Source organism: Tessaracoccus aquimaris (genome assembly GCF_001997345.1).
Taxonomy (GTDB): Bacteria; Actinomycetota; Actinomycetes; order Propionibacteriales; family Propionibacteriaceae; genus Arachnia; species Arachnia aquimaris.
Genome location: NZ_CP019606.1, coordinates 3,468,101 through 3,485,454 on the forward strand (window position 1 = coordinate 3,468,101; position 17,354 = coordinate 3,485,454).

A 17,354-nucleotide genomic window follows, 5' to 3' on the forward strand; every position below is an offset into this window, starting at 1 on the left:
GGCCGCCGAGCGGCTCCCACTATTCTGGGGGCCTCCCACCGAAAGGCGCGACGATGAACCTGCACGGCCGCAGTTTCCTCAAGGAACTCGACTTCACCCCCGACGAGTGGCGCTCGCTGCTCGACCTGTCGGCCGAGTTGAAGGCGCAGCGACGCGAGGGTCGTGAGGATCGGCGCCTCGTCGGCAAGCAGGTCGCGCTGCTGTTCGAGAAGACGTCGACGCGGACCAGGTGCGCCTTCGAGGTCGCGATGGCGGACCAGGGCGGCACCACGACCTACCTGGATCCCTCCGGGTCGCAGATCGGACACAAGGAATCGGCCGCCGACACGGCCCGGGTGCTCGGCCGCTGGTACGACGGCATCGAGTACCGCGGCACCGGCCAGGACATCGTCGAGACGCTCGCGGCCAGTGCCGGGGTGCCGGTCTACAACGGGCTGACCGACGACTGGCACCCGACGCAGATGCTCGCCGACCAGTTGACGATGCTCGAGCACTGCGACAAGCCGTTGAACGAGATCGCCTTCGCGTTCCTGGGGGACGCCCGCAACAACGTCGGCAACTCCCTGCTGATCTCTGGGGCGCTGATGGGCATGGATGTGCGGATGGTCGCGCCCGCCTCGCAGCACAACGCGGAAGAGGTCGTGGCGCAGGCGCGCAGGATCGCCGCGGAGACCGGCGCGCGGATCACCGTCACCGACGACGTCGCCGAGGGTGTCCGGGGCGTCGACTTCGTCTACACCGACGTGTGGGTCTCGCTCGGTGAGCCGAAGGAGGTGTGGGCGGAACGAATCGAACTGCTGCGCCCGTACCAGGTCAACGCGGAACTGCTCGCCGCAACCGGCAACCCGCAGGTGAAGTTCATGCACTGCCTCCCGGCGTTCCACGACCTGGAGACCTCGGTCGGCCGCGACCTCAAGGAGCAGTTCGGCATCGAGGGCGTCGAGGTGACGGACGACGTCTTCGAGTCGGACGCGAGCATCGTCTTCGACCAGGCCGAGAACCGGATGCACACCATCAAGGCGGTCCTGGTCGCCACCCTCGCCGGCTGATTCGCTCGGGCCCGGGGTTGGGTCTTCACTTGAGCATGTTTGGTTGCTCGTTGCCGCACGCCCAGGGTTTGAACGTTCAGATCGGAAACGAGTTACCAAACATGCTCATCTCCTGACCCGAGGAGCGCCCGACGCGCTCACGCGACGAGGGCACGGAACGCGAAGAGGGGCGGGGCCAAACGGCCCCGCCCCTCCCGCTTTCGGGCTCAGACGCCGTTGGCGCCCTTGGAACTCAGACGCCGGTCGACGGCGGTCCGGGCTTCGTCGGGGGCTTAGGCGTCGGGGTCGGCGTCGGCGCCTTGTCCTGGACCTTCATCGGCCACCAGATCTCGGTGCCGGACTCCTTGACCACGAAGCGCAGCATCTGCGTCTCGCTCGCGACACGTGCCTTCGACGCGGGCAGGGCGAACCCGGCGGGAAGCTGGACGGATACCGTTCCCGCACCGTCGGTGACCTTGCCGGTGCCGATCAGCGTCGACCCGAGGTAGGCCTCGATCGTCGAGTTGAACAGTTGCGGCGAGACCTTCGCGCCCTCCGGGGCGAGCAGCATGTCGAGCGTCTGCGGGGCCACGCCGTCCTTCAGCGCCTGGCCGAAGGTGAACGTGAGCGCAGGGCCGCCGACGACCAGCGGGCCAGCAGGTGCCTTCGTCGAGACGCCACGCATCGTGTAGTCCGGGCTGTGTGGGCTGTTGTCCTCGACCCACGCGACCCACGTCTCCAGGTCCGTGCGACCCGTGTCCGCGGTGTTCTTGCCCTTGGCCAACTCGACGAAGTTGTCGCCGCCGGAGATCAGGAAGGATCCGGAGCCGATGGTGTAGGTGCCCGCGGGATCGATCGGCTGCCCGTTGAGCATGATCGACGTGATCCTGGAGCCCTCCGGCAGCGACTCGTCGTAGGTGTAGCTCACGTTGTCGGAGAGTCCAAGCGCCAGGAACGGTCGCGAGGGCACCTGGCCCTCCGGGTCGCGCTGCCACTGCTGCTCCAGCACCGTCTTGAACTGCGCTCCGGTGATCTGGGTCGTGAACAGCGAGTTCGCGAACGGCAGCGTCAGGGCGGCCTCACGGAAGGTGATGTCTCCCTTGTCGAAGCTATCGCGGGTGCCGCCGGGGTTCTGCACGCCGATGAAGGTGTCGTCGTCGGCGCCGAGGGTCTCCTTGAACATCTGGGCGACCATGTTGCTCATCGGCGACTCGACGAAGCGGGTGTCGGCGTTGCCCTCAAGCGGCGTCGAGATGGCCTCGGTCGCGTCACCGATGACCCGCTGGCCCTTCTCCATGGCGACCGTGTAGGCCGCCGCGGCGATCTCGTTGATCTGCTTGATCCGGGGGAACGACTCGTCGGAGGCCGCCGCGGCCTTGATGGTCGAGCCTGTCGCGCTGCAGAGCGCCTTGGCGGTGGTGTCGACCTCCAGATCCAACTGGGCGAGGTTGTCCGCGTAGGACTTTGCCTGCAGGAGCGGCCGGCCGTTGACGTCGTCCCAGCTGTACAACTGGTGCGTGTGGCCGTTGAAGATCGCGGAGACGCGCTTGTCGACCTTGCGGTAGATGTCGTCGAACGCGGTTGACGAGGCGGCATTCTCCGCGGCGGTGAGCTTGCTGTTCGCGGCTCCCTCATGGAAGGACGCGAGCACGATGTCGGCCTCGCCGTTGGCGGGGTCGCCGTCGAGGAGTTCTGCTGTGACGCGGTTGACGGCCTCGACGGGGTCGCCGAAGGTCAGGTCCGTGATGCCGCCGGGCGACACGAGCGATGGCACGTCGCCGGTGACCGCGCCGACGATCGCGATGTCGACGCCCGCCTTGGTGATGATGTCGTAGGACTTCAGGGGCGCAGGCACGGTGGTGGTGCCCTTGGTGTACACGTTGGCGCCCAGGTAGGAGAACCCGGTGGCCTTGCCCGCGACGTGCCCGGCCAGATCGCTCCAGCCCTTGTCGAACTCGTGGTTGCCGACGGTGGAGGCCTCGAGACCCGCGGCGTTCATGATGTCGAGGGTCGGATTGTCGTCGGCCATCATCGACACGAACGTCGAGGCGCCGATGTTGTCGCCGGAGGAGAGGAGCAGCACGTGATCCTCGCCCTGGGCGGCGCGCGCCTGCTCGACGGGCGTGAACAGGCGGCCCGCCAGGTAGCCAGACGGATCGTCGAGCTTGGCCAGGTCGTTGAAGACGCGGCCGTGGAAGTCGTTGAAGCCGAACACCGTGATCGTGTCGTCAGCGGCGACACACTCCTTGACGTCCGCCGTAGCGGTCGGGGCAAACGACGCGAACGTCAGGCCGCTCGCCACCAGGGCGGACGCGGCGAAGGTCGCCGTGGTCCGCTTGGTCATCGTGATCATCTTTCTCCCAAAGCTGGTTCGTAGGAATGCACGAGGGCGGGCTACCAGCCCGCCGATGGACATGGTTTCCACACTCTAAGCAACGAGGGTCATCGGCATCGCGAAACGGGTGAATTCACCTGATGGTCATCTGAGAATCACCTGAGATTCGCCGCACAGTGGCGCGAGGAAACTTCACTGGTTGTCGGTTCCCTACAAGATGGGGGGCGATGATTGTGTGAATCGAGGTCAGGTTTCCTCAGGAACCGTAAGCTACGCTGGCGTAAGTTACGGTTTCGTAGGTTGTCGAAAGGGGTCCGCGTGCGCGGTCAGAGCCACGACATGGTGCAGTTGCTCACTCCGGATGGTGAGCGCGTCCACAACGAGGATTTCGAGTTCACTGGCAGCACGGAGGATCTGGTCGGCTACCTGCGCGACATGATCCTCGCCCGCCGCTTCGACGCCGAGGCGACGGCGCTGCAACGCCACGGCGAGTTGGGGCTCTGGACGCCCCTGATCGGTCAGGAGGCGGCCCAGGTCGGCTCGGCGCGCGCGCTGCGCACCCCTGACGTCGTGTTTCCGTCCTACCGCGAGCACGCCGTCGCGATGGTGCTCGGCCTCCCGTACTCCAACCTGCTCTCGATGTTCCGCGGCTGTGACGGCGGCGACTGGGAGCGCCTCGAGACGTTCAAGAACTACCAGATCGTGATCGGCTGCCAGGCCCTGCACGCCACCGGCTACGCCATGGGGCTGCAACTCGACGGCGCCGTGGGCAACGAGAACCCCGACGACAACGCCGCCGTCATCGTCTACCACGGAGACGGCGCCGCCAGCCAGGGTGACGTCAACGAGGCCTACGTGTTCGCCGCCTCGTACAACGCGCCCGTGGTGTTCTTCTGCCAGAACAACCAGTGGGCCATCTCCGAACCGATCGCGCTCCAGTCGCGCATCCCGCTGTTCGAGCGTGCCAAGGGCTTCGGCTTCCCGGGCATCCAGGTCGACGGCAACGACGTGCTCGCCGTCAAGGCCGTCAGCGACTGGGCGCTCGAACGGGCCAGGAACGGTGAGGGCCCGGCATTCATCGAGGCGTTCACCTACCGGATGGGCGCCCACACCACCTCCGACGACCCCACCAAGTACCGCGAATCCTCCGACGACGAGGAATGGCGCGGCCGCGACCCGATCCTGCGGCTCACCCGGTACCTGGAGAAGGAGGGAGCCATCGACGACGAGTGGCTCGCCAAGGTCGAGGAGGACGCGAAGGTGCTCGGGGCTGAGGTCCGTGCGACCATCCCCCAGTTGAAGGACACCACCATGGACCGGCTGTTCGAGACGGTCTACGCCGAGCCGACCGTCGCGCTCGAGGCCCAGCGCCGCGAGTACGCCGAGTACGCGGCAGGGGAGGACGCATGAACGAGTCGTTGACGATGGCAAAGGCCCTCAACCGCGGCCTGCGCCGCGCGCTCCAGGCCGATCCGAAGGTGCTGCTCGCGGGCGAGGACATCGGCAAGCTCGGTGGGGTCTTCCGGATCACGGAAGGGCTGCAGGCCGAGTTCGGTGAGAACCGCGTTGTCGACTCCCCGCTTGCCGAGTCGGGCATCATCGGAACCGCGGTCGGCCTCGCGATGCGCGGCTATCGGCCCGTCGTGGAGATCCAGTTCGACGGGTTCGTGTTCCCCGGCTTCGCCCAGATCGTCACCCAGGTCGCCAAGATGAACATGCGCACGGGTGGCCGCACACCCATGCCGATGGTGATCCGCATCCCATTCGGCGGAGGCATCGGCGCCGTCGAGCATCACTCGGAGTCGCCGGAGGGCTACTTCGCCCACACGCCCGGCCTCAAGGTCGTCTCCCCGTCGAACGCCAACGACGCGTACTGGATGATCCAGCAGGCCATCCAGTCCAACGACCCGGTCGTCTTCATGGAACCGAAGCGCCGCTACCACGTCAAGGGCACCGTCAACTTCAGCGCCAAGCCGCAGCCGATGCACCAGGCGGCGATCGCCAGGTACGGCACCGACGCGACACTGATCTGCTACGGCCCCATGGTCAAGACCTGCCTCGACGCCGCCGCCGTCGCCGAAGAGGAGGGCACCTCGCTCGAGGTCGTCGACCTGCGCACCATCAGCCCCATCGACTGGGTGACGCTGATCTCCTCCGTGCGTCGCACCAAGCGGGCCGTCGTCGTCCACGAGGCGCCCCGGACGCTCGGAATCGGGTCCGAGATCGCCGCGAGGCTGCACGAGGACCTCTTCTACGTGATGGAATCCCCGGTGATGCGGGTGGCGGGCTATGACATGCCCTACCCGCCCGCACGGGTCGAGGAGGAGTACCTGCCCTCCGTCGACCGCATCCTCGACGTCGTCGACCAGTCGCTGGCCTACTGAAGGAGCCCCCCATGCTGCGCCAATTCATGCTGCCGGATCCCGGTGAAGGGCTGCTCGAGGCCGAGATCGTCGCATGGCGGGTGACCGTCGGGCAGAGCATCGAGGTCAACGACGTGCTCGTCGAGATCGAGACCGCGAAGTCGCTCGTCGAACTACCGTCGCCCTTCGCGGGCACCGTGACGGGGTTGCTGGTCGCCGAGGGAACCACCGTTGAGGTCGGCACCCCCATCGTCGAGATCCAGGACGACGAGGCCGACGCCGACGAGGCCGGCCCGAACCTGGTCGGCTACGGCGCCAGCGAGTCGGCACCGTCGAGGCGCAGGCGCCGAGGGCGGGGAACCGAGGAGCGCGCCGGGGCGTCGGAGGCCCTGTCGGCCGCCTACGAACCCCACGAGCCGGGGCGCCGCACCGACGAGGTGCACCCCGCCACCGCCGTCACGGCCGAGGCCGAGGGCGACCCGCTTCCGACGCCCGGCCGGGCGCCCGCCGAGTCGCAACTGGTGCTCGCCTCGGACGCCGGGGCCGCGAAGGCGAAGCCCCCGGTGCGCAAGTACGCAAAGGACCTGGGTGTCGACCTCGCCGACGTCGTCGGCACGGGCCCCGACGGCACCATCACGCGCAGGGACGTCGAGGCGGCGGCCGCATTCCGCTTCCTCGACGAGCAGCCGCGCGAGGGTCGCATCATCAACGACAACGCGTCCTTCCAGTCCGGCCCCACCTTCGACGCCGGCCCGCGCGAGGAACCGGCGAGCTACGCGGGCACCTCGTTCAGCGGTTCGAACTTCGGGGGCGGCTTCGGCCCGACCGAGGGACTCGGAGGGTTCGACCCGTTCGAGGGTCGCGCCGAGCGACGGGTGCCGATCAAGGGCGTCCGGAAGTTGACCGCCGAGAACATGGTGCGCTCCGTCAACACGCACGTCCACGTGACCGAATGGACCACCGTCGACGTGACGGGAACCATGGAGTTCGTCGAGCGGCTCAAGGAGCGCCGCGAGTTCTCCGGCCTGCGGGTGTCGCCGCTGCTGATCTACGCGAAGGCCATCTGTCTCGCGCTTGGCCGGAACCCCGACCTGAACACGTCGTGGGACGAGGAGCGCCAGGAGATCGTCTACTACCGCGACGTGAACCTCGGCATCGCCGCGGCGACGCCACGCGGGCTGATGGTCCCCAACATCAAGGCGGCCCAACGCCTGAGCCTGCTGGAGTTGTGCCAGTCGATCAACCGGTTGGTGCAGGTCTCCCGCGAGGGGAAGCTTCAGCCGGGGGACTACGCACACGGGACGTTCACCGTCACCAACGTCGGCGTGTTCGGGATCGACGCGGGCACCCCGATCATCAACGGGGATGAGTCGGCGATCTTCTGCATGGGCGCGATCCAGCGCAGGCCGTGGGTGGTCGGCGAGGGGGCGGCCGAACGGGTCGAGCCGAGGTCCGTGACGACGCTCGCGGTGGCGTTCGATCACCGGATCATCGATGGTGAGCAGGGGTCGAGGTTCCTGCACGACGTGGCATCGATTCTGGCGGAGCCCGCCATGGCCCTGCTGTACTGACCCGCTTCACGGATACTCGGGTCGCGCTGGGTCCGGTCCCGGCGCGGTCGAGGGCGTTCCCTGAGCTCATCGGGCGTCCTGGCTCGGATCGTTCCCCAAGCATGTCGAGGGGTCCCCGCGCTGGTTGAGCCATGAAGAGGCGCGGAGCGTCGCTTCATCGGTCGAAACCCCCGCCACCCGGTGCTGGGACGGTGCCCGTACGGGTAATCGAACGCCGGGATGGAGCCTGTCTCCTGCCTGTCGCCGGGACTGCGATGCGCCGTTCCCCGAGCTTGTCGAGGGGTCAGACTGTGACGCTGGACTTGCGTCTTGTGGGGTCTGCGGTTCCCCGTTCCCCGAGCTTGTCGAGATGTCCGATCGGCTGTCTGCCTTTCCCGTGAGCCGGTTCTTAGCCCCTCCGACTGCGGCGGACGGTCCCGGCCAGGTGTCCGGGCGGCTGTTGTGGGCGCTTCTCTTTCTTCGTGCGTCGGTTTGGCAGTGATCCGGTTGTGAGGCCGCCCGGTCTCCTGTCCGTGCCCGTCCGGGTCGTCGCGTTTGGCTTGGTGTGGGTGTCGTGGTCGCGGGTCGTTGCACGGCCCCGCCGCGCCCGCCGGGTCGCCCCCTGGGTCGGGTTCGTCTCAGGCGGTCCGGCTTGCGCTGTGGTTGGGTCTGTGGTGCTGCGCGGTGGGCGACCGTGGGGTTCGCGGCCGTATCTTCTTCGCGCGGGTGCCGCTCGTCGCGGCTCTCGCCGGCGGCCGGAAGCCGCTGGGTGAGCCATGAAGAGGCGCGGAGCGGCGGTCGAAACCTCTGGCATCCGGTGCTGGGAGGGTGCCCGTTCGCGTAGTCGAACGCCGGGTTGAGCCTGGCTCCTGTCTGTCACCGGGACTGGGATGCGCCGTTCCCCGAGCTTGTCGAGGGGTCCGATCGGCTGTCTGCCTTTCCGCTGCGCCGCTTCTTAGCCCCTCCGACTGCGGCGGCCGGTCCCGGCCAGGTGTCCGGGCGGCTGTTGTGGGCGCGTCTCTTCTCGTCTTTCGGTTTGCGGGGGTCGGGTTGTGAGGCCGCCCGGTCTCCTGTCCGTGCCCGTCCGGGTCGTCGCGGTTGGCTTGGGGTGGGTGTCGTGGTCGCGGGTCGTTGCACGGCCCCGCCGCGCCCGCCGGGTCGCCCCCTGGCTCGGGTTCGTCTCAGACGGTCCGGTTTGCGCTGTCGTTGGGTCTGCGGTGCTGCGCGGTGGGCGACCGTGGGGTTTGCGGCCGTACCTTCTCCGCGCGGGCGCCGCTCGGCGCGGGCCTCGTCGGCGGCCTACTGCTGTTGGTGTGTTCCAGGGTCGGACTGCGGTCCGCCGAGCGAGGGAAGGGGGCGCTCCGTCTCACTGCGGCGGCCGGATGCCCGCTGGTTGAGCCATGAAGCGGCGTGGAGCGTCGCTTCATCGGTCGAAACCTCTGGCGCCCGGTGCTGGGACCGGCTCCCCTTCGGGCGACCGGTCGCCCCCTTGTTTGCGCCCCTGTTTGTCGCTGGGCCTGCGTTCGGGAGTGCGGTCGGCCGTTCCCCGAGCTTGTCGAGGGGTCCGATCGGCTGTCTGCCTTCCCGTGAGCCGCTTCTTAGCCCCTCCGACTGCGGGGGACGGTCGCGGCCAGGTGTCCGGGCGGCTGTTGTTGGCGCTTCTTTTCTTCGTCTGTCGGGTTTGCGGGGGTCGGGTTGTGAGGCCGCCCGGTCTCCTGTCCGTGCCCGTCCGGGTCGTCGCGTTTCGCTTGGTGTGGGTGTCGTGGTCGCGGGTCGTTGCACGGCCCCGCCGCGCCCGCCGGGTCGCCCCCTGGGTCGGGTTCGTCTCAGGCGGTCCGGCTCTCGCTGGCGTTTGGTCTGCGGTGCTGCGCGGTGGGCGACCGTGGGGTTTGCGGCCGTACCTTCTCCGCGAGGGCGCCGCTCGTCGTGGCTATCGCTGGCGGCTGACGGTCTTCACGGCGAAGACGGTGATGGCGAGCCTGGGTCGCGGCGCCCGCGCTAGCCACGACGGCGGCCTGCCCCGCTGGTTGAGCCATGAAGTGGCGCGGAGCGTCGCTTCATCGGTCGAAACCTCTGGCCCCGGTGCCGGGACTTCGGGTAGCCGATCGCGATCCTCGGGCAGGGAAAGCCAAAGGGCGCCCAGACCGGAGTCTGGGCGCCCCCTGTCGGGCGAAATGTGGTTACGCCTCGTCCTTGGGCTCCTCGGACTTCTTGAGGAGCTTCGCGCCGGCGATGCCGATCTCGATCAGCACGCGCAGCACGAGGATCTTGAACACGACCGCAGCCAGGCCGCCGATCAGGGCGGAGATGATGCCCATGACGGAGGCGTCGCCGCCCTCGAAGCCCATCGTGTTGCCGTCGACCAGCAGCGCGATGAAGGAGAACAGCCACTCGGCACCCAGCGCGATCACGCCGATCATGAAGATCATGCCAGCGGCGCTCGGCAGCGACAGTTGCTTGAAGCTGAAGTCGAAGGGGCTGGGCTTCGCCGCGGCGGGCTGCCCATGGAAGCCCTGCTGCTGCTGAGGCAGGAAGCCGCCCTGCTGGTTGCCCTGCCAGTTCTGCTGCTGGTTCCAGTCCTGCTGGCCGCCCTGCTGCTGATTCCAGTCCTGGGCGGGGGCAGCCTGCTGCCAGTCGCCACCGGCGGAGGCCTGCGCCTGCTGCTGGTTCCAGTCCTGGGCGGAGGCCTGCGGCTGCTGCTGTTGGTTCCAGTCCTGCTGCTGACCCTGCCAGTCACCGCCGGCGGAGGCCTGAGCCTGCTGCTGGTTCCAGTCCTGGTTGGCGCCCTGCTGATTCCAGTCCTGCGCGGAGGCCTGCGGCTGAGCCTGGTTGAGGTCCTGTGCGGAGCCCTGCGGCTGGGCCTGGTTCCAGTCCTGGCTCGCGCCCTGCTGGCCGGCGCCCTGCTGGTTCCATTCCTGCGCGGAGGCCTGAGCCTGCTGACCCCAGTCGGTGGTGCCCTGCTGGTTCCAGTCGGTGCCCTGCTGGCCCCACTCCTGGCCGCTGGCCGGCGCCTGAGGTTCCTGTGCGCTCGCCTGCTGGTTCCACTCCTGCGCGGAGCCCTGCGGCTGAGCCTGTCCCCACTCCTGGTTAGTGCCCTGCTGGTTCCAATCCTGCTGGCCACCCTGCTGGGCGCCCCACTCATTGCCCTGCTGCGGCGCCCACTCGTTCGAGCCCTGGCCGCTGTTCCACTGTTGGTTCGACATGGCCCAAAGTCTGCCACGTTCACAGCTCAGGCTCGTAGAGCGTTTTCACATTCCTGGACGCGGCGGTCCAAACTTGGAGCCATGCTCACCCGGTTCCATGTCGACCTCGACGCACTGCACCACAACCTGCAGGTCGCCCGCGAGCTCTCGGGCGGGCGACAGGTGCTCGCCCCCGTCAAGGCAAACGCCTACGGCCACGGCCTGGTCCCCGTGGCCCGGAGCATCCAGGAGCGACGAAGCGCCGAATGGTTGGGCATCGCGATCGTGGCCGAAGGGCAACAGCTGCGGGCCGCGGGGATCACCCTGCCGATGCTCAAGTTCTCCCCGACGCTCCCCGAGGAGCTCGCCGCGGCGATCGCCGCGGACATCACCCTCAGCGTCGGCGACCTCGCCTCGATCGACCAGGCGCAGGCCGCAGCCGCGGCAGCAGGCCGCATGATCGACGTGCACCTCAAGGTCGACACCGGGATGCGCCGCGTCGGCGCCGAGCCCGACGAGGCGGCCGCCCTCGCGCGCCGGATCGATGCCGCCCCGAACCTGCGACTCGAAGGCATCTTCACGCACCTGCCGATCAGCGACATCGACGAGGGTGACGACTTCACCACAGCCCAACTGCAGCGCTTCCACGCGACGGTGGACGCCGTCGAGGCCGAGCATGGCCCCGTCGACCTGGTGCACGCCGCGAACTCGGGGGCGGTGCTTGGCCACGACCTCGGCCGCAGCAACCTCGTCCGCCCGGGAATCATGCTGTACGGGTCGTACCCCGACGTGGTGGGCGCCCGTCCGGCCGACCTCCGCGACGTCGGACGGTGGACCAGCCGCGTCAACTTCATCAAGCCGATCCTCGCCGGGGAGACGGTCGGCTACGGCCGCAGTTGGGTCGCGCAGCGCGACACCTGGATCGCGACGGTGGCCGTCGGCTACGGGGACGGGTACTCGCGACAGTTCTCCTCGCGCGGCCGGATGCTGATCGACGGCCGCTCCTACCCCGTCGCGGGCCGCGTCTGCATGGACCAGACGATGATCGACCTCGGCCCCGAGCCGACCGGCGTGCGGGTCGGCGACGAGGTCGTCCTGATGGGCAGCAGCGGAGATCAGCGGATCGGCGTCGAGGAGTTGGCGACCGTGATGGGCACCATCACCTACGAGGTGACCTGCCTGATCACGGAGCGGGTGCCCCGCCTCTACTGACGAGGGCTCGGCCCACTCCGATCGACGAGTGCGCGCCCCGAAACCGGGCGCACGACCCTCCGGTCAGCGTCTAGCCGGTCTCGACGACGGTGCGGGTCAGCTTGGGCCTGCGGCTCGGGAACTCCTCCATGGCGTGCAGGGCGATCGAGCGGGTTGACCAGCCATCCACCGCCGCACCGACGCCACCGCCGACGAACGGGATGCGCTTGCCGAGCCACACGCCGAACCGCTTGCCCGTCATCTGGTTGAGGGAACGGTCGAGCAGGGCCTTGGAGACCTGACGGTCGAGGCGGGCGTCGAACACGGGGGCGGTCGCCACCACCATCGGGGAGGACGGCAGCACCCCCTTGGAGATCAGCTCGGCATTGCCGGAGGGGCCGAGCATCACCATCAGGATGGCGGTGCGGACCCGTGGGTCGCTGAGCTCATAGCCGCGAAGGTGCGCGATGCCGGAGACCAGCCGCGCCTGGAGGAACGAGGCCGCCGCCATGTTGGCGGGGATGGTGACGAGCGAGACGAAGAAGCCGCCCCAGTTCGTCGCGAAGCCCTGGCCGCTGGCCATCGCGATGTGGGTCGTGACCATCCGGGAGATGGCGAGTTCGGCGTCGTTGCGCTGCACGAGCAGCGACTTGGCGGCGTGCTTCGCGCCGGGCAGCTTGCCCTTTCCCTCGATCGCCAGCTCAAGAATTTCGTGGAACACGTTGGCCGTGATGCCCTCGGTGAGCGCAACCGCCTGATTCTGCGTATCCATCCGCGCCCCTTTCCTCGACTCCAAGGTTGTCACACGGTGTCAAGCAGAACCAGGGTGCTCAGGGTGCGGTCCGGGTGGAATCCGGGTCGAGAGCCCCCCGCGCGGCCGGTCACCGGCTGTGCGACGGGTTCCGCTGCCACACTGGGAGAATGCTCGGCACGACGTTCGGGCGGTCACAGGACTGGCCGCTGCGCGACCTCATCGGCTACTCCGATGAGTTCGACGCCGTCATCGCGCTCGAGGCCTACCGGTGCGGCGTCTTCCCGATGCCGCTGAACTCGCGCGAGATGGGCTGGTGGTCGCCCATGCAGCGCGGCCTGCTCCCGGTGCACGGCCTGCGGGTCACCCGTTCACTCGGCAAGACCGTCAAGCGCTACACCACGACCACCGATACCGCCTTCGACGACGTGCTGACCCGCTGCGCCGACCCGACACGCGAGGGATCCTGGATCGACGCGCGCATCGCGTCCGCCTACCGGCGGCTCGCCGACACCGGCTGGGCGCACAGCGTCGAGGTGTGGAACGTCGACGGCGACCTGGTCGGAGGGCTCTACGGAGTGCAGGTCGGAGGCCTCTTCGCCGGCGAGTCGATGTTCCACGACCCCGACCTCGGGCGCGACGCGTCAAAGGCCGCCCTGCTGCGCCTCGTCCTTGAACTCGACGCGTCGGGCGTCACCCTCCTCGACGTGCAGTGGTTGACGGAGCACCTGGGGAGCCTCGGCGCGTACGAGGTGCCCCGCGAGCAGTACCTGCGGCGACTCTCTGTGGTGTCCGGCCTGCCCACCCGGCCGTGGATCGAACGGCCGCCGATGTCGGGAGCGGAGGTGCTGAGCGCCTGGCGGGGAATGCGCGACCGGCACTCGCTCGCCGGACGACTCGGATGAAGCCCCGTGCCGGGCATGGGCGCGGTGTAGCGTGACGCGCAGGAGGACCCATGCCAGAGATGCCTGAGGTGGCCGCCCTCGCCGAGAACCTCGACGAGCGACTGCGCGGCGCGACCATCGCGTCGGGACACCTGGTGTCGTTCTCGGCGCTGAAGACCTTCCAGATCCCCCTCGACGCGCTCGCCGGGCTCGAGATCGACGGCGTCACCAGGCACGGCAAGTTCATCGACATCGACGCGCAGGGCGTCCACCTCATCTTCCACCTGGCCCGCGCGGGCTGGGTGACCTGGCACGAGGTCGCACCCAAGGTTCCCGCCCGACCGGGCAAGTCGGGGCTCGCGATGAGAATCGTGCTCGACGACGACTCCGGGTTCAGCCTCACGGAGGCAGGCACCCAGAAGCACCTCGCGATCTACGTGGTAGCCGATCCGTCAGAGGTGCCGGGCATCGCGGCGCTCGGACCCGATCCGATGGCCGCAGACTTCACCGTCGAGGACTTCGCGAAGGTGCTCAAGGCGGCGGGACGCTCGCAGTTGAAGGGCGTGCTCCGCGACCAGAAGCGGCTCGCGGGGATCGGTAACGCCTACTCAGACGAGATCCTGCACGCCGCGCGGCTGAGCCCGTTCAAGCCGGCAGACAGCCTCGACGACGCGGGGGTCGCCGACCTGTTCGCCCGGCTGCGCGAGGTGCTCGGCCAGGCGATGGCGTCGACGTCGGGCGTGCCGCTCGACAAGCTGAAGGACGCCCAGCGCTCAGGGATGCGCGTGCACGGGCGGGCGGGGGAGGCGTGCGACGTGTGCGGCAGCACCATCGCCGAGGTGTCGTTCGCCGACTCGTCGCTGCAGTACTGCCCCGGCTGCCAGACCGGCGGCAAGCCGCTCGCCGACCGCCGGATGTCGAAGCTCCTGAAGTAGCCAGCCGACGCCAACCCGCGCCACGTCCGCCATGTACATGTCCCGTCCGATCCCCGGGCCCTGCGGTTGGTGCGGGCGTTGAGCAGCATTTCGTGTTCGATGCCCGCGGCGCACGCGTTGAACGTTCACATCCGAGGCGAGTCGTCGATACTGCTCAGCGGCGGGGCCAACCCGCCCACGACAGACCGGCCACGACGAGGGACAAGCGTCGCCGACGGCTAGGCTCGACGCATGCTTGAGCACGACATCTGGTGGCAGGTCTACCCGCTCGGCGCCGTCGGGGCGCCCATCCGCGGGGAGGTCGGCGAGCCGTCGCACCGGCTGAGGCGCCTGGAGCCGTGGCTGGACTATGTGGTCGAACTCGGCTGTAACGGCCTCCTCCTCAACCCGATCTTCGCGTCGGTCAGCCACGGCTACGACACCCTCGACCACTACCGCGTCGACCCGCGACTCGGCGACGACTCCGACCTCGACCACCTGATCGGCGAGTGCAAGGCGCGAGGCCTCAACGTCGTCCTCGACGGCGTGTTCAACCACGTCTCCCGCTCGCACCCGTTCGTCACGGAGCGCCCCGACCTGATCGCCTGGGACGGCGACGAGCCGCGGGCCTGGGAGGGCCACGGCGACCTGGTCGAACTCGACCACTCCAACCCGGCCGTCGCCGACCTCACCGTCGACGTGATGTGCCACTGGCTGCGCCGGGGCATCTCAGGCTGGCGGCTCGACGTCGCCTACGCCGTGCCGACCGCGTTCTGGCGCGACGTGGCGGCAAGGGTGCGCGCGGAGTTCCCCGACGTCATCTTCATCGGCGAGGTGATCCACGGCGACTACGTCGGCTTCATCGAGGAGTCGACGCTGACGACGCTGACGCAGTACGAACTGTGGAAGGCGATCTGGTCCGCGCTCAAGGACACCAACCTCTGGGAACTCGCCCACGCCATCGACAGGCACGCCGAGTTCTGCAGCCACTTCATCCCGCAGACCTTCGTCGGCAACCACGACGTGACGCGCATCGCGACGCTCGTGGGCCCCCGGCTCGCGCCGGTGGCCGCGGCGATACTGATGTCGCTGCCCGGCGCCCCGAGCGTCTACTACGGCGACGAACAGGGCTTCACCGGCACCAAGCGCGAGCAGTTCGCGGGCGACGACGAGGTGCGGCCCGCGCTGCCCGACTCTCCCGCCGACCTCAGCCCGCTCGGTGAGGGCATCCACCGGGAGTACCAGAACCTGATCGGCTTCCGGCGCAGGCACCCATGGCTGTCGACGGCGACCGTCGAGGTCACGTCGAAGTCCAATGAGGCGCTGACCTACCGGTGCACCTCCGGGCAGCGATGGTGCGACGTGCGCGTCGACCTTGAGCGCGCCTCGGTCAGCCTGATCGCCGATGACGAGGCCATCGACGTCGGCTGACTGGAGCGGAGGGCGCCGCGATTTCCTAGCATGGGTGCCATGGCAGAGATTCGAGACGTGGAGGGAAAGGCCGAGCGGCTCAAGGAGAACCCGGTGGTGGCGCGGCTGGCGTCGGCTGGTCACGTCGTCAACGGCATCGTGCACCTGCTGATCGGTGGCATCGCCATCGGTGTGGCCGCGGGTGCGGGAGGCTCGGCGGACAACTCCGGTGCGATGCAGGCCATCCGGTCGACCCCGCTCGGCGCCGTTGCGCTGTGGGTCGGGGCGGTCGCGCTCTTCGCCTTGGCGCTCTACTGCGTGCTGGTCGCCGTCGCCGAGGCACGCAGCGACGCCAAGAAGGCCGCCAAGGAGGCGGCAAAGGGCATCGGGCACGCGGCGGTCGGGTTCGTCGCTCTCACGTACGCGCTGGGTGGCTCCTCCGACTCGGATGAGAGCAGCCAGGGGCTGAGCGCGACCCTGCTCGGCTCGACGTGGGGAGCGGTGTTGCTGTTCCTGGTCGGGGCGACCGTCCTCGCCGTCGGCATCGGCATGATCGTCGGCGGCATCCGGCAGACGTTCATGGAGGAGATCGACCTGAAGGGCAGCGCCAGGAAGGTGTTCGCCCGGATCGGAACCGTCGGCTACGTCGCCAAGGGTGTCGCGATCGGCATCGTCGGAGTGCTGTTCATCGTCGCGGTGCTGCGACGCAACCCCGACGAGGCGGGAGGCATCGACGAGGCGCTGAAGTCGCTGGTCGGGCTGCCGTTCGGCGCCGTCCTGCTGGTCCTCGTCGGCGTCGGGCTGATGCTCTACGGCATCTTCTGCTTCGCCCGCGCCAGGACGCTTGCCCGCGGCTGACCCTCGACGGATCGGCTCAGCGCGTGGCGATCACGCCGCTGGCTGGGTTAGGCGTTGAGCAGTAGTCACTGGTCGATGGCCGACACGCCGAGGGCACACGTCGAATCGGCCATCGAACCCGCACTACTGCTCAACGCCAGACCCGAACGCCCACCACGAGGGGACGCAAAAGTGGGGCCCGGCTCGGCCGGACCCCACTCGTGTGCGTCAGTAACTCAGGCCCAGATGCCCGCGTTGCGGGACTCGGTCGAGTTGTAGCCGTCGGCGATGTTGCCGAGGAGCACCGGCATGCGCTGCACGATGTCCTGCTGCTTGGCGGCCGACGCGTCCCAGGAACGCTGAACCTCGACGTAGGCGTTACGGGCGTTGTCTTCCCAGGCGCCGAGCGAGGTCGAAAGCTCGCCCTTCAGGTCCTCGAGAAGGCTGGTCAGCTCCTTGTGGGCAGCCGACAGGTTGCCGATGCCTTCCTGAAGGCCGGCAACGGAATACTGCGTGGAATCGCTCATTGGTATCTCCTATCGAATCTTGTTGATTGGATCAGCCGATGAGGCCGGCGATCTGGTTAGCGGTGGCCTGGTTCTCTTCCTCACGCGAGCCGTACTCGCGGAGCGTCTCGACCAGGGACGTGTGGATCTTGTCCAGGCCCTGCTTCACCTTCTCGAACTCGGTGTCGAACTGCTGGTAGCCCTGCTGGAACGCGGTCGATGCGTTGCCGTGCCAGCGCGACGCGAGGTCGGTCATCTGGCCCTGGAGGCGAGTCTGCAGCTGGTGGATCTGCTGGTGCTTGGTCTCGATCTGCTGCGTGGCCTTCTGCATTGCAGCGCGGTCAACGGACTTCTCCGCCATGGTTCATTCCCTTCGACGTTGAGCCCGGGAGGACTCAGTGGT

General features: G+C 68.5%; 14 protein-coding genes. 9 read left to right on the top strand and 5 right to left on the bottom strand.

The window, feature by feature from the left end; genetic code table 11:
- Nucleotides 1-53: 53 nt before the first annotated feature.
- Nucleotides 54-1,049 (top strand): ornithine carbamoyltransferase, encoded by a 996-nt coding sequence (argF, locus tag BW730_RS15790; protein WP_077687108.1) that lies wholly within the window; start codon nt 54-56, stop codon nt 1,047-1,049.
- A gap of 232 nt (nt 1,050-1,281) precedes the next feature.
- Here the strand turns inward: argF and BW730_RS15795 are convergent, their stop codons facing one another.
- Nucleotides 1,282-3,372, bottom strand: coding sequence for a bifunctional metallophosphatase/5'-nucleotidase (locus BW730_RS15795; RefSeq protein ID WP_158522697.1), 2,091 nt, complete (start codon nt 3,370-3,372; stop codon nt 1,282-1,284).
- A gap of 309 nt (nt 3,373-3,681) precedes the next feature.
- On the opposite strand from BW730_RS15795, the gene pdhA reads away from it, so the two are divergent.
- Genes pdhA through BW730_RS15810 form a run of 3 tightly spaced genes read left to right on the top strand, consistent with a single transcriptional unit; the run spans nt 3,682 to nt 7,297 of the window.
- On the top strand, nt 3,682-4,773 hold the full coding sequence (pdhA, locus tag BW730_RS15800; protein ID WP_226996858.1) for a pyruvate dehydrogenase (acetyl-transferring) E1 component subunit alpha: 1,092 nt from the start codon (nt 3,682-3,684) through the stop codon (nt 4,771-4,773).
- Complete coding sequence (locus BW730_RS15805; RefSeq protein WP_077687111.1) at nt 4,770-5,747, top strand: alpha-ketoacid dehydrogenase subunit beta; 978 nt, start codon at nt 4,770-4,772, stop codon at nt 5,745-5,747. Before pdhA ends, BW730_RS15805 begins: the two co-directional genes overlap by 4 nt.
- 11 nt (nt 5,748-5,758) lie before the next feature.
- A complete protein-coding gene (locus tag BW730_RS15810) occupies nt 5,759-7,297 on the top strand; it encodes a dihydrolipoamide acetyltransferase family protein (RefSeq protein WP_077687112.1) in 1,539 nt (512 codons plus the stop codon).
- A gap of 2,159 nt (nt 7,298-9,456) precedes the next feature.
- Here the strand turns inward: BW730_RS15810 and BW730_RS15815 are convergent.
- Nucleotides 9,457-10,479, bottom strand: a complete 1,023-nt coding sequence (locus BW730_RS15815; protein WP_077687113.1) for a mediator complex subunit 15 domain-containing protein — start codon at nt 10,477-10,479, stop codon at nt 9,457-9,459.
- 81 nt (nt 10,480-10,560) lie between these two features.
- Between BW730_RS15815 and alr the strand changes: the two genes are divergently transcribed.
- Nucleotides 10,561-11,670: an alanine racemase gene (gene alr / locus BW730_RS15820; RefSeq protein ID WP_077687114.1), complete on the top strand. Its 1,110-nt coding sequence runs from the start codon at nt 10,561-10,563 to the stop codon at nt 11,668-11,670.
- A gap of 70 nt (nt 11,671-11,740) precedes the next feature.
- On the opposite strand, the gene BW730_RS15825 is transcribed toward alr, so the two are convergent.
- Nucleotides 11,741-12,421 carry an EcsC family protein gene (locus BW730_RS15825; RefSeq protein WP_077687115.1) on the bottom strand — a complete coding sequence of 227 codons (681 nt, stop codon included), beginning with the start codon at nt 12,419-12,421 and terminating at the stop codon, nt 11,741-11,743.
- 149 nt (nt 12,422-12,570) lie between these two features.
- On the opposite strand from BW730_RS15825, the gene aat reads away from it, so the two are divergent.
- From aat to BW730_RS15845, 4 genes are all read left to right on the top strand, one after another.
- Complete coding sequence (gene aat, locus BW730_RS15830) at nt 12,571-13,305, top strand: leucyl/phenylalanyl-tRNA--protein transferase (RefSeq protein ID WP_077687116.1); 735 nt, start codon at nt 12,571-12,573, stop codon at nt 13,303-13,305.
- Between the two features lie 50 nt (nt 13,306-13,355).
- Nucleotides 13,356-14,219 (top strand): Fpg/Nei family DNA glycosylase, encoded by an 864-nt coding sequence (locus BW730_RS15835; protein ID WP_077687117.1) that lies wholly within the window; start codon nt 13,356-13,358, stop codon nt 14,217-14,219.
- 231 nt (nt 14,220-14,450) lie between these two features.
- Entirely contained in the window at nt 14,451-15,629 is a 1,179-nt protein-coding gene (locus BW730_RS15840) for an alpha-amylase family protein (RefSeq protein ID WP_077687118.1), read from the top strand.
- 39 nt (nt 15,630-15,668) lie between these two features.
- Nucleotides 15,669-16,466 (top strand): DUF1206 domain-containing protein, encoded by a 798-nt coding sequence (locus tag BW730_RS15845; RefSeq protein WP_077687119.1) that lies wholly within the window; start codon nt 15,669-15,671, stop codon nt 16,464-16,466.
- 215 nt (nt 16,467-16,681) lie between these two features.
- On the opposite strand, the gene BW730_RS15850 is transcribed toward BW730_RS15845, so the two are convergent.
- Both BW730_RS15850 and BW730_RS15855 read right to left on the bottom strand, forming a co-directional pair.
- Entirely contained in the window at nt 16,682-16,972 is a 291-nt protein-coding gene (locus tag BW730_RS15850; RefSeq protein WP_077687120.1) for a WXG100 family type VII secretion target, read from the bottom strand.
- 31 nt (nt 16,973-17,003) lie between these two features.
- Nucleotides 17,004-17,312, bottom strand: coding sequence for a WXG100 family type VII secretion target (locus BW730_RS15855; protein ID WP_077687121.1), 309 nt, complete (start codon nt 17,310-17,312; stop codon nt 17,004-17,006).
- Nucleotides 17,313-17,354: the final 42 nt, after the last annotated feature.

Coding starts and splice junctions, on each gene's coding strand:
- BW730_RS15840 (WP_077687118.1), top strand. CDS start 14,451: ATGCTTGAGCACGACATCTGGTGGCAGGTCTACCCGCTCGGCGCCGTC.
- BW730_RS15815 (WP_077687113.1), bottom strand. CDS start 10,479: ATGTCGAACCAACAGTGGAACAGCGGCCAGGGCTCGAACGAGTGGGCG.
- BW730_RS15855 (WP_077687121.1), bottom strand. CDS start 17,312: ATGGCGGAGAAGTCCGTTGACCGCGCTGCAATGCAGAAGGCCACGCAG.
- BW730_RS15825 (WP_077687115.1), bottom strand. CDS start 12,421: ATGGATACGCAGAATCAGGCGGTTGCGCTCACCGAGGGCATCACGGCC.
- BW730_RS15850 (WP_077687120.1), bottom strand. CDS start 16,972: ATGAGCGATTCCACGCAGTATTCCGTTGCCGGCCTTCAGGAAGGCATC.
- BW730_RS15805 (WP_077687111.1), top strand. CDS start 4,770: ATGAACGAGTCGTTGACGATGGCAAAGGCCCTCAACCGCGGCCTGCGC.
- alr (WP_077687114.1), top strand. CDS start 10,561: ATGCTCACCCGGTTCCATGTCGACCTCGACGCACTGCACCACAACCTG.
- BW730_RS15845 (WP_077687119.1), top strand. CDS start 15,669: ATGGCAGAGATTCGAGACGTGGAGGGAAAGGCCGAGCGGCTCAAGGAG.
- BW730_RS15810 (WP_077687112.1), top strand. CDS start 5,759: ATGCTGCGCCAATTCATGCTGCCGGATCCCGGTGAAGGGCTGCTCGAG.
- BW730_RS15795 (WP_158522697.1), bottom strand. CDS start 3,372: ATGACCAAGCGGACCACGGCGACCTTCGCCGCGTCCGCCCTGGTGGCG.
- aat (WP_077687116.1), top strand. CDS start 12,571: ATGCTCGGCACGACGTTCGGGCGGTCACAGGACTGGCCGCTGCGCGAC.
- argF (WP_077687108.1), top strand. CDS start 54: ATGAACCTGCACGGCCGCAGTTTCCTCAAGGAACTCGACTTCACCCCC.
- BW730_RS15835 (WP_077687117.1), top strand. CDS start 13,356: ATGCCAGAGATGCCTGAGGTGGCCGCCCTCGCCGAGAACCTCGACGAG.